This is a genomic window from Streptomyces sp. NPDC002676, from assembly GCF_053592455.1.
In genome coordinates, this window is record NZ_JBSFVT010000002.1 from 320,132 (window position 1) to 335,366 (window position 15,235).

General features: G+C 71.3%; 13 protein-coding genes and 1 riboswitch. Of the genes, 5 read left to right on the forward strand and 8 right to left on the reverse strand.

What is annotated here, in order from left to right; genetic code table 11:
- Nucleotides 1-3 precede the first annotated feature (3 nt).
- Nucleotides 4-582, forward strand: coding sequence for a TetR/AcrR family transcriptional regulator (locus tag ACWD3E_RS08515; protein WP_451386782.1), 579 nt, complete (start codon nucleotides 4-6; stop codon nucleotides 580-582).
- Nucleotides 583-667: 85 nt separating this feature from the next.
- Here the strand turns inward: ACWD3E_RS08515 and ACWD3E_RS08520 are convergent, their stop codons facing one another.
- The 3 genes from ACWD3E_RS08520 to ACWD3E_RS08530 form a co-directional block, all read right to left on the reverse strand.
- On the reverse strand, nucleotides 668-1,027 hold the full coding sequence (locus tag ACWD3E_RS08520) for a (2Fe-2S) ferredoxin domain-containing protein (protein WP_451353934.1): 360 nt from the start codon (nucleotides 1,025-1,027) through the stop codon (nucleotides 668-670).
- Nucleotides 1,028-1,106: 79 nt separating this feature from the next.
- Nucleotides 1,107-1,224: riboswitch (cobalamin riboswitch) on the reverse strand.
- A gap of 571 nt (nucleotides 1,225-1,795) precedes the next feature.
- Nucleotides 1,796-2,641 (reverse strand): alpha/beta fold hydrolase, encoded by an 846-nt coding sequence (locus ACWD3E_RS08525; RefSeq protein WP_451386783.1) that lies wholly within the window; start codon nucleotides 2,639-2,641, stop codon nucleotides 1,796-1,798.
- Between the two features lie 113 nt (nucleotides 2,642-2,754).
- Nucleotides 2,755-3,714, reverse strand: a complete 960-nt coding sequence (locus tag ACWD3E_RS08530) for an AraC family transcriptional regulator (RefSeq protein WP_451386784.1) — start codon at nucleotides 3,712-3,714, stop codon at nucleotides 2,755-2,757.
- Between the two features lie 83 nt (nucleotides 3,715-3,797).
- Here ACWD3E_RS08530 and ACWD3E_RS08535 point away from each other — a divergent pair, with 83 nt between their 5' ends.
- Nucleotides 3,798-4,634, forward strand: a complete 837-nt coding sequence (locus ACWD3E_RS08535; protein WP_451386785.1) for an NAD(P)H-binding protein — start codon at nucleotides 3,798-3,800, stop codon at nucleotides 4,632-4,634.
- A 159-nt stretch (nucleotides 4,635-4,793) separates the two neighbouring features.
- On the opposite strand, the gene ACWD3E_RS08540 is transcribed toward ACWD3E_RS08535, so the two are convergent.
- Entirely contained in the window at nucleotides 4,794-5,342 is a 549-nt protein-coding gene (locus tag ACWD3E_RS08540) for an NIPSNAP family protein (protein ID WP_451386786.1), read from the reverse strand.
- Nucleotides 5,339-5,806, reverse strand: coding sequence for a hypothetical protein (locus ACWD3E_RS08545; RefSeq protein ID WP_451386787.1), 468 nt, complete (start codon nucleotides 5,804-5,806; stop codon nucleotides 5,339-5,341). The genes ACWD3E_RS08540 and ACWD3E_RS08545 overlap by 4 nt, the downstream gene beginning before the upstream one ends.
- Before the next feature lie 308 nt (nucleotides 5,807-6,114).
- On the opposite strand from ACWD3E_RS08545, the gene rox reads away from it, so the two are divergent.
- A complete protein-coding gene (gene rox, locus ACWD3E_RS08550) occupies nucleotides 6,115-7,542 on the forward strand; it encodes a rifampin monooxygenase (RefSeq protein WP_451386788.1) in 1,428 nt (475 codons plus the stop codon).
- Between the two features lie 80 nt (nucleotides 7,543-7,622).
- Here rox and ACWD3E_RS08555 read toward each other — a convergent pair whose 3' ends face one another.
- Nucleotides 7,623-8,792, reverse strand: coding sequence for a PucR family transcriptional regulator (locus ACWD3E_RS08555; RefSeq protein WP_451386789.1), 1,170 nt, complete (start codon nucleotides 8,790-8,792; stop codon nucleotides 7,623-7,625).
- A gap of 194 nt (nucleotides 8,793-8,986) precedes the next feature.
- Here ACWD3E_RS08555 and ACWD3E_RS08560 point away from each other — a divergent pair, with 194 nt between their 5' ends.
- Nucleotides 8,987-10,546, forward strand: a complete 1,560-nt coding sequence (locus ACWD3E_RS08560; RefSeq protein WP_451387116.1) for a GMC family oxidoreductase — start codon at nucleotides 8,987-8,989, stop codon at nucleotides 10,544-10,546.
- Complete coding sequence (locus tag ACWD3E_RS08565; RefSeq protein WP_451386790.1) at nucleotides 10,543-12,261, forward strand: aldehyde dehydrogenase family protein; 1,719 nt, start codon at nucleotides 10,543-10,545, stop codon at nucleotides 12,259-12,261. Before ACWD3E_RS08560 ends, ACWD3E_RS08565 begins: the two co-directional genes overlap by 4 nt.
- A 100-nt stretch (nucleotides 12,262-12,361) precedes the next feature.
- Here ACWD3E_RS08565 and ACWD3E_RS08570 read toward each other — a convergent pair whose 3' ends face one another.
- Nucleotides 12,362-12,838: a (2Fe-2S)-binding protein gene (locus tag ACWD3E_RS08570; protein WP_451386791.1), complete on the reverse strand. Its 477-nt coding sequence runs from the start codon at nucleotides 12,836-12,838 to the stop codon at nucleotides 12,362-12,364.
- Between the two features lie 11 nt (nucleotides 12,839-12,849).
- Nucleotides 12,850-15,159 (reverse strand): molybdopterin cofactor-binding domain-containing protein, encoded by a 2,310-nt coding sequence (locus tag ACWD3E_RS08575; RefSeq protein ID WP_451386792.1) that lies wholly within the window; start codon nucleotides 15,157-15,159, stop codon nucleotides 12,850-12,852.
- Nucleotides 15,160-15,235: the final 76 nt, after the last annotated feature.

The window sequence follows — 15,235 nt, forward strand, 5'->3', positions numbered from 1 at the left end:
CGCATGCCAGCCCCGGTCACCGAGGAACAGAACCGCCTGGACCGTGCGGCACTGCTCGACGCGGCGGAGGGGCTCTTCTACGAGCGAGGCATCCAGGCCGTCGGCATGGACGAGGTCCGCGCAGCCTCCGGCTTGCCGCTGAAGCGGATCTACCGCCTCTTCGCGGCGAAGGAGGAGCTCGTCGTGGCGATGCTCAAACGCCGCGACCAACGATGGCGGGGAGACCTGGCCGCTCACGTGGAACAGGTCCCGGATCCTCGCGAGCGCGTCCTGGCGATCTTCGACTGGCTTGGGGAGTGGTTCGCCCAGCCCGGCTTCCGCGGCTGCGCGTGGGTCAATGCCTACGGCGAACTCGGCTCGTCGTCCGAGGCGGTGCTCGCCGAAGTCCGGTCGCACAAGCAGGCGTTCCACGACCAGATCGCGCTGTGGGTCCGTGCCTCCGGGGTGCCGGTCACCGAACCCGTCGTCCTCCTCGCCGAGGGAGCGATCGTGACGGCCGGCATCAGTGGCGACCCGGCCCCGGCCCGTCATGCTCGCGCAGCCGTGGCGAGAATGCTGGGCGACCCGGGCCAACTCGACTAGTCAGGTCTGGGCGTGGTCCTTCGAGCGGTCGGCAGGCGTGGTGTCCGCCGTGAGGCTCTTTCAGGGCACCGCAGCGTGCCGAAAGTCAGGATTTCGCTCGGCGCCGCGGGGGCTTGAAGGCGTACAGGTCGAGGATGTCCGGCTGAGGCGCCACGCCCGGGCCGCCGGCACGCACCCAGGTGACGATGTCCTCGGTCGCGTCCGCATCGTTGACGAGCCCCAGCCAGACCGGCCGCGCACCGGCGGCCCGAGCCGCGGCGGACGGCTGTACGACGATGACGTTGGCCTGATCGCACACGTCGAGGCAGTCGGAGATGCGCGTCGGCACCGCAGCCCGCAGACGCGCGGTCTGCGCCGCGTGATCGACCCCTGTCACCTTGGGACTGCCGCAGCAGCAGTCCCGGCACACGACGACCCGGCACGGCGCCGAATCGCTCCCCTTCACAGCCCGGCCTGATGCCTTTTCCTTCGGCCTCTTGGGCACGCCGCGCCACTCCCCTCCCGGGGAGATCCGCCCCGGTGTTCCTTGAGGAGGCGACCGCGTGAGTCTTCTGGCTCCCGGGGCGTTGCTCACCGGTCACAGTGGCGGGACCGCGCCGGATTCACACCGGCTTCCTCGGACCGCCGTCGCCTTATGTCATCGCTCATCATTCCATCACCGGCGCCACGCCGTCACCCGGCCACTGCCCTCACACCTGCCGACGTGGCCCGCCGAAGTGGCAGCACGTGCAGCAGATGAGCTCCCGCGCACTCTGAACAACGGTCTGCTCAGCCGGACTTCGTCACGCCGCTCAGGGGAGTACGGCGTAGCGTCACCTTGCGGTGGCTGATCCGCCACCCGCCAACGGTGCGCACGGCGGTGCCGTTCGGTGATCTCCAGCCGATCTTCCAGAGCGAGTCACACACGCGCCCTCTCCTGCCTGGCGCCGAAAGGCCAGGCCGAGCGTCGATCCTCTCCTCGGCAGGGCTCCGCACACGTCGGCTACCGTGACGAGTCTTGCCACCACCGCGATCGTCAACGGCGCTCGCCGCGCTGGGGGCAGGGCCGCCGGGGGTGACCGGAGGTACTCCCGAGCTGAACTGGGACGAAGACTCAACGCGCCCTGAACGCGGCGGCCAACCTCGGGGACGACACCTGCTGCCGTACCGGTCCGACGGCTGATCCAGCCGCCGCGGAGCACAGGGCGGCCGGGGCGCCATCACGCCGACGGGATCAGCGGCCTGAATGATGCGAGAGCCAGTGCAGGGCGGAGGCGCCGGCGTCGAGAACGGAGATGTGCCCGTCGCCGGCGCTCAGCCGCAGCTCTGCCGCGGGGCAACGGTTAGCAAGCCACTGGCTGTGCGTGCTGGGCACGATCCGGTCCTGGTCACCGTGCAGGAAGAGGACCGGCGTGCTGAGCTGCGCGGGATCGAAGCCCCACGGGGCGACGTACGCCAGATCGTCGTCGATCAGCCCGCCTGGGCCCGCCTCCACGGCCGGACCGACGACGCTGCCGAACCAGGACCATGCGCCGGAGAGCGCGGCATGGTCGGCCGGAGTGAACATGTCCGGGTCGTACTCGGCGCTCGCCTCGTACTTCTCCTTCGCCGCACGCCCGTCAGCCGCGGCCCTCAGAGCCGCGGCGCCGGACTCCGTCATACCCGCGAACCAGTCGAGCCCTTCGGCGCCGAAGGGAGCAAGTCCCGCCACGCTCACCACGGCGAGGACACGCTCCGGCAACAGGGCGCCGCAAGCCAAGGCGTGCGGACCGCCGCCGGAATGCCCCATGACCGCGAACCGGTCGATGCCCAGCGCATCGGCGATGTGGCCGACGTCGGTGGCCACCCGCGCCACGTCCCGGCCCGGGCGCGGCGTCGACCCGCCGTAACCGGGCCGGTCGTACGACACCCAGCGGATCCCGAGATCGGCGGAGGCCGGGAAGAGAGGCTCAGGGGGTGCGCCGATGTTCGGCGTGCCGTGATGCCAGAAGACTACGAGCCGGTCATCGGAGCCATCCCCACCGGTGTCGTAGACGTGCAGCCTACGGCCGTCGCTCAGCTCCAGATCAGTCTCAGTCACCCTGCCGCTCCTGACGCGCGAACCAAGCCGGTCCAACCTCGTTCACACGAACCTAGGGGGTATCGATCTTCAGTGGCAACGATCAGGATGCGGCGGCACAGGCCACTGCGGCGTCATGAATCGACCCGTTGTCCCGACCGCACCTGCCGCCGCCAGTCCGACGGGCTCATTGCGCGCGCCCGCTTGAACGCCACGCTGAACGCGAACGCGTCCTCGTATCCCACCTCGTGCGCCACCGCGGCAACAGTCTTGTCCGTGTCGCGCAGCAGATCAGCGGCCAGGGCCATCCGCCAGCCGGTGAGATAGGTGAGCGGGGGCTCGCCGACCGCGCCGGTGAAGCGTGCGGCGAAGGTGGCTCGGGACTGGCCGACCCGCGCGGCCAGTTCGGCGACGGTCCACCGGTACGCGGGGTTCTCGTGCAGCAGGCGCAGCGCGTCGCCGACTGCCGGGGTGGCCAAAGCACCGTGCCAGGCAGGGAGTTCGGCTTGCGGCCGGGCGCACCAGGCGCGCAGCGCCAGCACCAGTACGAGGTCCAGCAGCCGGTTCAGGACGGCGTCCTGGCCGGGTTCCTCGTGGGCCACTTCGGCGGCGAGCAGGTCCAGTGCCGCCCGGGTGCGCGGCCCGGCGGGTACGACGGCCAGGGGCGGCAGCATGTCCAGCAGGCGCTCGCCCACGTCGCCGCGGAGTTCGTAGGCACCGCGGAGCAGGGTGGTGGCGCCGGGCAGTCCGTCGCCGTACGTGCGGGGTGCCAGGTGGTGCCGGGCTGCCGCCTCGCTGTCGATGACGTGCTTGCTTCCGTTGCGGATCACCACCTGCGGCGGGGTGTCCGGGGCGTCGGCGATGGTGTACCGATCGGTGCCGCTGATGAGAGCGATGTCCCCGGCGGCCAGCCGCACCGGCGTGGCCTGCGGGTCGTCGTCGAGCCGGACCGACGCGTGGCCGCCGAGGGTGGCCACGACCGTGAGCGGTGGGGCACCGGCGAAGGTCATCGACCAGGGTGGCCGCTGGATCAGTTGCCTGATGTTCGCGTTCCTGGCGCGGGCCCGGTGCAGAAGATCGCTCAGGACGTCCATGCCGGCCCACGCTAGACGATCACAAAGGGATGGGCGACTGTCTCCCATGGATCGTCTGTGCTTGCCGGGGTTGTCTGGAGGGCATGAAGAACATCCTCGTCCTCGGCGGGACCGGCAAGACCGGCCGCCGTATCGCCAGCCGGCTGACGGCCATCGGCCGGCCGGTCCGTACCGCGTCCCGCACCGGCGGCGACGTCCACTTCGACCTGGACGACCCGGCAACCTGGGCGCCCGCCCTCGACGGCGCCGCCGCCGTCTACCTCGTGGAGCCCAACCTCCGGTCCGGTATGGACCGGCAGGCACGCATCCCGCGCTTGGTGGCCGACTCGGTCGCCGCGGGCGTGCGGCGGTTGGTCCTGCTCTCGGCCCACGGCGTCGGCCGGGCCGACGACGGCCACCCGCTCAAGGCCGCCGAACAGGCCGTCCGCGACTCAGGCATCGACTGGACCATCCTGCAACCCGGTTGGTTCGCACAGAACTTCAGCGAGTCCTTCTGGCTGTCGGGCGTCCTCGCCGGATCCCTCGCCCTGCCCACCGGTGACGGGCGCACGCCGTTCGTCGACGCCGAGGACATCGCCGAGGTCGCCACCGCGGCGCTGACCGAGGACCGCCACAGCGGACAGACCTACCAGCTGACCGGCCCCCAGGCGATCAGCTTCGCCGAGGCGGCCGACCTGATCGCCGCGGCCACCGGCCGGACGGTCCGTCACCTCGACGTCGACCCCGATGTCTTCGTGGCCCGTATGGTCGCCGAAGGCGTGCCCGCAGACGTCGCGCGTCTGCTCACCGGCCTGCTCGTGGACATCCGTGACGGCCGGGGCGCGGGGGTCTCCGACGGCGTGGAGCGGGCGCTCGGCCGACCGCCCAGGTCGTTCCAGGACTACGTCGCCGAGACCGCCGCCGCGGGCCACTGGAGCTGACCCGCATGACCACCGGCGCAGCGCCTCGTAGCGGGGGGCGCCCGGGCTGACCTCGGTCGGGCCGACGGGTCGACGGGCCGGGGGTCAAGGGGCTGGGCGGGCATGGCAGTACCTCCACGGGCGCATCTCCCCCGTGCGCTCGTGCCCCGGGGCGCGAGGCTAAGCCGTCACGGGTTCCAGCCGCAGCCGCCGGATCGGCCAGGGCGGTGGCTCGGACAGGCCGAACCAGACCCGGACGTCCTCTCCGGTGCGGACGGGTAGGAGGGGGTAGTCGTTCTCGGTGTGCTCGGTGCGGTGCAGCGCATGGCCCGGGGTCAGGTGCCGGGCGGCGTACGCGTCGAAGGCAGCCGCGTCGGACGGCCGGCAGACCGTGGCGACCACCTCGCGGGTGCCCGGCTCCGGTGCGAAGCCCGGGCCGCGCAGCAGCAGGACGTCATCGCTGTCGATCATGGTGGCGTTGGCCGCGTCGCGGTGCTCGCGCCAGACCGGGCCGGTGTAGAAGGCCTCCAGCGCGCGCCGGCGGTGCGTCATGTCGGGGAACGCGCGCAGCCAGACGAAGCGGTCCGGGTCGTCCAGGTCGCGGAAACGTCCGCCGACGGTGATGCCGACCGCGTGCTGGCCGGTCACGAACTCGCGCTCGAACAGCTCGATCAGGGTTTCCCGGGCGCCGGGATGCAGGGTGTACTGCCGGAGTTCGACGATGCTCATGCGCCGGCCGCCCCGGTACGGGTGAGGTCCATGATCCAGTTGATCTCCCAGGTGCGGCCGTCGTCGGCGGAGAACTCCTGCTCCCAGCGCGCGGCGTCGGGGCCGAGGCGGTACCAGGTGAAGTGCACCCGGATCGGGCGGCCGTCGTAGGTGTCGTCGCCGTGGAAGTCACCACGGTCGCCCGTGAAGCCGCCGACCACCGGGGGATCCAGTCGGCCCGTCCGGCTGTCGGACCAGTGGATCGACCAGCGCTCCGTCTCGCGGTCGAAGAGTCGCAGGGTCACGCCCTGGCGGCCGAGGGTGGGGAAGGTGATCTCGTCGATGTTGCCGGCGCCCCCGAACAGCGGCCGGATAACCGCGTGACCGGGGAACTCCGCCCAGGTGGCGGGGCCCGGGCCGAGCGGTGCGGTGAGACGGCGATTGGCCACGTCCCAGGAACCGTGCAGGAAGTCGAAGTCGTTCATGCACCGCAGGTTAGGGACACTCCCCTGACATCCACTGTCAGGGGAATTACGTGGCAGGGAAGCATGCGGCCATGCCTGTCCTGCACCCCGACGGCGTCAGCCGCTGCGCCGGCTGAACGACAAACAGCAAAGGCAAGGAGGTTACCCACTCCTTGCCACTCTCAACATATAGCGCACGGGGGGCCTTGCGGCAAGGCCCTGGTCGTGCTGCAGAATCTCCAGCCGAAGCCAGAAACTACGGAAATCAGCGATTCGCGAAGTACGTGCTCTTTTGCTGATGAATCCAATCGCGTTGAACGGGGATTTTGATGACTGACGTGATCGTGGTCGGCGGCGGACCGACCGGCTTGATGCTGGCCTGCGAGTTGCGGCTGCACGGTGTCCACGTCGTCGTGCTGGAGAAGCTGACCGAACCGACCGAGCAGTCCCGCGGACAGGGCCTGCACGCGCGCAGCGTCGAGATGATGGACCAGCGCGGCCTGCTGGACCGGTTCCGCGCGGTCAGTGAGAAGTTCCAGGTCGGCGGTCTCTTCGGCGGCATCGCCAAGCCGTGGCCGGACCGGCTGGACACGGCTCACCCGTACGGCCTCGCCACCCCGCAGCCGGTCACCGAGCGGCTGCTCAACGAGCGTGCCCTCGAACTCGGTACCGAGATCCGGCGCGGCTGCGAAGCGGTCGGGCTGAGCCAGGACGAGAACGGGGTGACCGTCGAGCTGGCGGACGGCTCGCACCTGCGTTCGCGCTACCTCGTCGGCTGCGACGGCGGCCGGAGCATGGTGCGCAAGCAGCTCGGCGTCGGCTTCCCCGGCGAGCCCGCCAGGGTCGAGACGCTGCTGGGTGAGTTGCGGCTGACCGAGGATCCCAAGAAGGTTGCCGCCATCGTCGACGAGGTCCGCAGGACCCAACCGCGGTTCGGTGCCATTCCCCTCGGGGACGGGGCGTATCGCGTCGTCGTGCCCGCCGACGGCGTGGCGGAGGACCGTGTGACCGCGCCGACCCTGGAGGAGTTCAAGAAGCAGCTGCGGGCCTTCGCGGGCACCGACTTCGGGGCGCACTCGCCGCGCTGGCTCTCCCGGTTCGGCGACGCCACCCGGCAGGCCGAGCGCTACCGGGTCGGCCGGGTGCTGCTGGCCGGCGACGCGGCGCACATCCACCCGCCGACCGGCGGTCAGGGGCTCAACCTCGGTATCCAGGACGCGTTCAACCTGGGCTGGAAGCTGGCCGCCGCGGTCGGCGGCTGGGCACCGGAGGGGCTGCTGGACAGCTACCACTGCGAACGGCACCCGGTGGGCGCCCGCGTGCTGAACAACACCCGCGCGCAGATGACGCTGCTGGGGTCCGATCCGGGTCCGACCGCGTTGCGGGAGCTGTTCTCGAAGCTGATGGACTTCGAGGAGGTGAACCGGTACGTGACCGAGATGATCACCGCGGTCGGGGTCCGCTACGACTTCGGCGAGGGCCACGAACTGCTCGGCCGGCGCATGCGGGACGTGAAGCTGAAGCAGGGGCGCCTGTATGAGTCGATGCATGCCGGTCGTGGGCTGCTGCTCGACCAGACCGGCCGGCTCTCGGTGGCGGGCTGGGCGGACCGGGTCGACCATGTCGTCGACGTCAGCGAGGAACTGGACGCGCCCGCAGTGCTGTTGCGGCCGGACGGTCACGTGGCGTGGGTCGGTGAGGATCAGCAGGATCTGCTCAGCCGACTGCCCCGGTGGTTCGGCGCCGCCGTGAGCTGAGCGTGCGAACCTGCCGTGGACCAGGCCGCGTTGCCTGGCCCACGGCCACCGTCCGGGCTCAACAGCCGCACTGGGAACACTCACGCACCGCTGATACTCAGGGCATGCAGGGCGACGTACAGCTCGGCCGTCGAGACCGCGTCGGCGATCCCGCGGCCGGTGAGTTCCTGGATGCGGTTGATGCGGTACAGGACGGTGTTGCGGTGGCAGTGCAGGTGCTCGGCTGCGCGGGTGGTCGAGCCGCCGACGGCGAACCAGGCGTCGAGGGTGTCGAGCAGCACCTGCTGCTCCGGTTCGGGCAGGGAGCGCAGGCCGCCGAGGACGGTGGCGGCGACCTCGGCGGCGACCTCCGGGGAGGCTGCGGCGAGCAGGGTGATGGGTGAACTGCCATAGACATGGCAGCCGTTGACCCCTCGGGGAAGGCATCGTGCGGCCTGCTGGGCCTGTCGCCAGGCGCCCGGGGCGTCGGTGGGGGTGGCGAAGGGCCGGCTCACCCCGATGCGGCAGTCGGCCGCTGCGTCCAGGTGCTCGACGAGAGCCGTGGCCGCCTGTTCGTCGACGGCGGCGAGCACGCCGACGCGGGCCCCGATCTGCTGCACCCACACCCCGGCAGCTCCCGAGGCGCGCAGGCGGTTCTCGGCAAGCAGCGGCGTGCTGGTCAGGGCATGGACGACGAGCAGGACACCAGGGCCGTCGAGGCGCAGGGTGCGCAGGACCTCCGCAGCGCGGACGCCGCTGCCGACGCTGCCGTCCAGGAGCCCGGTCAGCAGGATTCCACGCATTTCGGCGTCGTGCCGGGCCTGCTCCTCGACAGCGGCCCGGTAGGCGTCCGCGGCGGCGCTGGAGAACTCGTCGATGATCAGCCAGACGTCGGAGGCGACCGGCAGGAGTTCGGTGGCGCACCCCTCCGCCTCGGCCACGGTCAGCAGGCGCTCCCAGATGAAGCGGCCGGCCAGCCGGTAGGCGTGCAGGAGGGCCGCAAGGGGGATCCCCTGTTCGGCCTTGAGACGGCCGGCCGCGCGGGCGGCGTCCAGGCTCATCGGGCACCCTTGCAGGGCGGAGAGCAGCGTGCGCAGATTGTCGTAGACGGCGCCACGCAGCTGGTCGTGGGTGAGCCGGGGGTTGTGGGCATAGGCCAGTTCGCCCAGGAAGATGCCCTCGGTCAGCTCGTCGGCCAATGGGTCCACCGCCCCGAGGAGGCGGGCGACGAGCCCCGCGACGTGCGGCTCGGAGGCGAGGTGCGGCTGCATGGCGGCAGGCTGCCCCATGCTTGTGCGGCCGCACAAGCATGTCGACGACATCTTCACCGACCGCCTATGGTCAAATCCCCGCCCCTGCTAGGACGATCGCGGTCAGCGCGCAGTGGAGCCGCCATGCGCTTGGTGCGGAGGCACAGTCTCCGCGCTCTCTGCCGGTCGGTCGAGGAGATCACGTGGATGAGGGCATGAGCTACGACTACGTCGTCGTCGGAGCCGGATCGGCGGGCTGTGTGCTCGCGGCCCGGCTGAGCGAGGATCCGGACGTGCGGGTGGCGCTGGTGGAGGCCGGCGGCCCGGACACGGCGCAGGAGATCCACGTGCCTGCCGCCTTCAGCCAGCTGTTCAAGAGCGACCTCGACTGGGATCTGGACACCGAGCCCGAGCCCGGGCTCGACGGCCGGCGGGCCTACCTCCCCCGGGGCCGGGTCTTCGGCGGCTGCAGCTCGATCAACGCGATGATCTACATCCGCGGCAACCGAGCCGACTACGACGGGTGGGCAGCCGCGGGCGCGGCCGGCTGGTCGTACGAGGAGGTGCTGCCGTACTTCCGGCGCTGCGAGGACAACGAGCGCGGTGCGGATGCGTTCCACGGCGTCGGGGGCCCCCTGCGCGTGAGTGAGGGCCGCTCCCGGCACCCGCTGGCAGCCGCCTTCGTGGAGGCGGCGGTGCGCGCGGGCCACGAGCGCGCCGAGGACTTCAACGGGGACAGTCAACTCGGCTTCGGCCAGTATCAGTTGACCCAGCGCAACGGGATGCGGCACAGCGCCGCGGCGGCCTGGCTGCACCCGGCGCTGGACCGGCCCAACCTCACCGTGTTCCCGCACACACAGGCGCTGCGTGTCGTCCTGGACGCGGGCCGGGCGACCGGCGTGGAGGTACGGTCGGCCGGATCATCCTCGGCCGAACTGCTGCGTGCGGAACGGGAGGTGGTGGTCTCCGCCGGTGCGTACGAGTCGCCCAAGCTGCTCATGCTCTCGGGTCTCGGGCCGGCCGAGGCGCTCTCGGCGTACGGGATCGAGGTCGTCGCCGATCTGCCGGTGGGTCAAGGTCTCCAGGACCACTTCATGGCGTTGCTGAACTACCGCACCGACGCCGAGTCGCTCTACACGGCAGCAAGCCCGGCCAACGCCGAGCTGTTGCAGCGCGAGGGCCGCGGCCCGCTCACCTCCAACATCGGTGAAGCGGGCGGCTTCGTGTGCAGCCGCCCCGAACTGGCCGCGCCGGATGTGCAGTTCCACTTCGCCCCCGTCCTCTTCCATGAGGAGGGACTGGGGGTGGTGACCGAGCACGGCTTCGGCCTCGCGCCGTGCGTGCTGGCGCCGACGAGCCGCGGTGAGGTGACGCTGCGCTCTGCGCGACCGGACGCCGCGCCCCGCATCCGCCACAACTACCTGACCACGGACGAGGACCGCGCCGCCATCGTGTCGGGCGTCCGGACCGCTCTGGAGATCGTGGCGGCAAAGCCCTTGGCAGACTTCGCCACAACCGGGTTCAGCGTGCCCGCCTCGGACTCGGAGGCGGATATCCTCGCCTGGGCGCGCCGCACCGGCATGACCCTGTTCCACCCCACCTCCAGCTGCGCGATCGGCACGGTGGTCGACCCCGAGCTGCGCGTCCTGGGCGTCGCGGGCCTGCGCGTGGTGGACGCCTCCGTGTTCCCGACCGTGCCACGGGGCAACACCAACGCCCCCACTCTCATGGCCGCCGAGAAGGCGGCCGACCTGATCAAGGGAGCCACCCGATGACCACATCCATGCAGCCGGGGACCGCCCAGGCGGACCGGATCGACCAGGTGCTGGCCGAGCTGGCCGAGGGCGAGGCCGCCTGGGCGGCCTGCGGTCTGGCCCGGCGCCGGGAGCTGCTGGAGCAGGTGCACGCCGCGACGGCCGCTCAGGCCCAGGCGTGGGTCGACGCCGCCGCCCGTTTCAAGCAACTGCCCGCCGACAGCGTACTGTTGGGCGAGGAGTGGACGTCCGGACCGTACGCCGTCCTGACCGGTGCGGCGGCGCTGGCCGCGACGGTGCGGGCGCTGGAGTCGGGCCGCAGCCCCGTCGACGACTACACCCTCGGCCGGGCCCCGGGCGGCCGGGTCGCCGTGCAGGTCCTGCCGCACGGCATCTACGACAAGCTGCTGCTCAGCGGCTTCACCGCCGAGGTGTGGATGCGGCCCGGCACCAGCGCCCAGGAGGTGCGCGAGCGCGCCGGCCTGGCGCAGCGCACACCCACGGCGACGAGCGGGATCGGCGTGGTGCTGGGCGCGGGCAACATCACCTCCATCCCTGTCCTGGACGTGCTCTACGAGCTGTACGCGCACAACCGCGTCGTCGTCCTGAAGCTGAACCCGATCACCGACCCGATGCTGGAGGTCTTCCGGGCGGTGCTGGCACCGTTCATCAGCCTCGGCGCGGTGCGCATCGTCACCGGCGGCGCGGACGTCGGCGGCTACCTCGTGCACCATGCGCGGGTCGCCCACGTGCACATGACGGGCAGCGCCGCCACGCACGACGCCATCGTCTTCGGCACCGGCCCCGAGGCGGCCGAGCGCAAGGCGGCCGGAACGCCGCTGCTGGACAAGCCGGTCACCAGTGAACTGGGCGGCGTGTCGCCGGTCATCGTCGTCCCCGGGGACTGGTCCGAGGCCGACCTGCGCTTCCAGGCCGAACACGTGGCAACGCAGCGGCTGCACAACGGCGGCTACAACTGCGTCGCCGGACAGGTTGTGATGGTCAGTCAGGACTGGGCGCTCAAGGACCGCTTCCTGCAGCTGCTGCGACAGGCCCTGGCCGCCGCACCCGCCCGGCCCGCCTACTACCCCGGCAGCGACTCGCGGGTGGCGGGAGCCGTCGAGACCCACCCGGGCGCGGAACGCCTCGCCCACGGACGGGTCCTGCTGCCCGGGCTGCACCCCGGCGACAACGAGTCGGCGCTGACCACCGAGTACTTCTCCCCCGTCCTCGGCATCGTCGAACTACCCGGCACACCCGCGCAGTTCCTCGAAGCGGCGGTGAAGGCGGCCAACGACGAACTCCTCGGCACCCTCGGCGCCAACGTCATCTGCGACCCGCGCACCCTGCGCGAGCTCGGCCCGGCCTTCGACGCCGCCGTCGCCGAACTGCGCTACGGCACCGTCGCCGTCAACGCCTGGACCGCCCTCGGCTACCTCACCCCCACCGCCACCTGGGGCGCTTTCCCCGGCCACACGCTCCAGGATGTCCAGAGCGGTATCGGAGTCGTCCACAACGCGGTCCTGCTCGACTCCCCCGAACGCACCGTCGTACGCGGCCCGTTCCGCCCGGCCCCGCGCTCGGTCCTGAACGGCGAACTCGCGCTGTCCCCCAAGCCGCTCTGGTTCGTCTCCAACCGCACCGCGGCGACGACGGCCCGGCGGCTCACCGCGTTCGCTGCCCGACCGCGAGCGACCGCCCTCCCGGGCATCTTCGCCTCCGCGCTGCGCGGCTGAGCGGGCCACTGGGCAGCAGCCCGGCGCCGAGAAGGCGGCGCCGGGTGTCTCCTCTCTCGTGGACTCTTTAGCGCGGACGTCGGGTGCGAGTGGCGGTTCGTCAGAATTTGTTCTGCGCCGCCATGATGGCCTCGCGGATGCGGTGGTAGGTGCCGCAGCGGCAGATGTTACGGATCTCGTCGAGGTCGGCGTCGGTCAAGTTCCGTCCGTCCGCGCGGGCCTGGAGGACCTTGGCGACGGCGGTCATGATCTGGCCGGGCTGGCAGTACCCGCACTGCGGGACGTCGAGCTGCAGCCAGGCCTCCTGCATCGGGTGCAGGTCCTTGCCGACGGTGGCGGGCAGCCCCTCGATGGTGGTGACCTCGTCCCCGGCCTTGACCTCGCCGACCGGGACGCAGCAGGGGTTGAAGGCCTTACCGTTGATGTGGCTGGTGCAGGCCTGGCAGACGCCGAGCCCGCAGCCGTACTTGGGACCGGTGACGCCGAGGATGTCGCGCAGGACCCAGAGCAGCCGGACGTCGTCCTCGACGTCGACGGTGACCTGCTTGCCGTTGAGGATGAAGGTGTGCTGAGGCACGGCGTCTGCTCCTAGAAGGTGCGGCTGAGGCCGTCGGTGGGCGACTGCGGGATCGGCGGGACGGTGGGGAGCGGGTCGAAGGCGAGCGGCGCCTCGTGGTTGATCGGGAAGCTCGTCGGCATGGTCCCGGTGGCCCGGCCGTAGGCGCAGGCGACGGCGGCCATCGCGCCGGCGACGGCCAACTCCCCCGCGCCGCCCGGGGTTCCGGTGGTCGGCGGCATCACCACGATCTCCAGCTCCGGCGGGGTGTTCCACTGCCGGGTGTAGAAGTAGTTGTCCCAGCTCCCCTCCTGGAAGTGCCCGTCCTTGAGGTGCAGGCTGGAGGTGAGGGTGATGGCGATGCCGTCCATGATGCCGCCCATCATCTGGGCTTCCAGGCCGCGCGGGTTGACCGCGAGGCCGACATCGACGGCGCACACCACCTTGGTGACCCGGGGGCCGGTGACGGCGTCGCGGACCTTGCGGTTCACCGTGGCCGGGGTGCAGTCGATCTCGGCGAGGACGGCGACGAAGCCGTGGTACTCGGGGTGGATCGCGATGCCCTGGGCGGTGCCGGGGGCCATCGTACGTCCCCAGTTGCCGACCTCGGCGACCTTGTCGAGCACGGCCCGGGCGCGGTCCCCCTTGAGGAACTGGCGGCGGAACCGGTACGGGTCGCTGCCCATGGCCTCGGCCAGCTGGTCCACGATCAGCTCCTGCGCGCAACGGACGTTGGGCGAGTAGATGTTGCGCATGCTGCCGGTGTGGAAGCCGTTGTCGACCTCGGTGAGCAGCTGGGTGGAAACACCGAAGTTGTACGGGGTCTGCTGGGTGAGCGTGAAGATGGTCTCGGAGAAGGCGAGCCCGCCGACGGGGAGTTTGGCGGCGCCGGCGGTGATGATCTCGCCGAGTCCGTGCCCGAACTCGGTGGCCACCGAGGTGTGCCGCTGGTCGAGGGTGAGCACCTGACCGAGCGAGTAGGTAGCGCGCACCCGCGAGGTGGACATCGGGTGGACGCGGCCGTGCCGGAAGTCGTCGGTGCGGTGCCACATCAGCCGGACCGGCTTGCCCATCTTCTGCGAGACCTCGGCGGCCTCCAGTGCGGCGTCGTGGAAGAGCTTACGGCCGAAGGAGCCGCCGCCCTCGGTGACGTGCACGGTCACCGCGCCGACGGGGAGCCCGAGCTTGGCGGCGATCTCCTCCTGCGCGGTGATCGGCGACTTGACGGAGGCCCAGATCTCGGCGCTGCCCGAACCCACGTCGGCGACGGCGCAGTTGGTCTCCAGGGCGCTGTTGCTGGCGAAGTGGAAGGTGAAACGGGCGTCGACGGCCTTGGTCAGCAGGGGCAGCGGCGGCACGGTGAGCGGGTTCTCCGCGGCCCGCAGTTCCTGCAGCACGGTGGCGTCGGTCGCGGCGTCCTCGCTGCCCGGCCCCCAGGTCACCTGGAGCGCGCGGACGGCGTCGATGCACTGTCCGAAGGTACGTCCGCGCACGGCGACGCCGGTGGAGACCACGGCGACGTCGGTGATGCCGGGCATGGCCCGGACAGCGGCCAGGTTCTGCACCGAGCGCACGGTGCCGTTGATCGTCGGCGGTCGGCAGATCATCGCGGGCAGGGCGCCGGGGACCTTGACGTCCATGGCGAACTGCTTGCGGCCGGTGACGGCGGCCAGCGCGTCGACGCGGTTCTGCGGAGTGCCGATGACGGTGAACGCGGAGGCCGCCTTCAGCTCGACGGTGACCTTGAGGTCCGTCAGGCTCGCGGCCCTGACGGCGAGGTCGGCGTAGCTGATACCCCGGCCGTCCGGCGCGGTGATCACGCCCTGGAGCACAGAGAGGGCGGACAGCGGGGCGCCCAGCTCGTCGGCAGCGGCCTGCAGCAGGCGGTGCCTGGCCGTCGCCGCGGCCACCCGGATCGGGGTGTACGTCGAGATCGTGGTGTTGGAGCCGCCGGTCAGCTGGTTGAAGAGCAGTTCGGGCCGGGCGTCGGCGAGCGAGACCCGGACCCGGTCCAGCGGCAGGTCCAGCTCCTCCGCGATGAGCATGGCGGTGGAGGTGGTGATCCCCTGCCCGACCTCGGCGCGCGGCAGCGCGAACGACGCGGTCCCGTCCGGGTTCACCCGGATCGTGATCAGGTTCGCGGTGGGGAGGGTCGCGTCCGTCAGCATGTCGTTGAGGTCGTAGAGCTCGGCGGGCTCCGGCACCCCGGGGACCGCCGCAGCGGCGTCCGGGGCCGCGGCGGTCTCCCCCAGCTGGGCGGCGACGGTCAGCGTCGACGCGGCGAGCACATATCCAAGGAACCGGCGCCGACCGAACTCCTGCTGCCCTGGTTCACGTTCCATCGATGCCCTTCCCGTTACGACGACCGTCCGGGCGTCACACTGCGGCAGTCGCAACGCAACGCACCGCGCAGCAGCG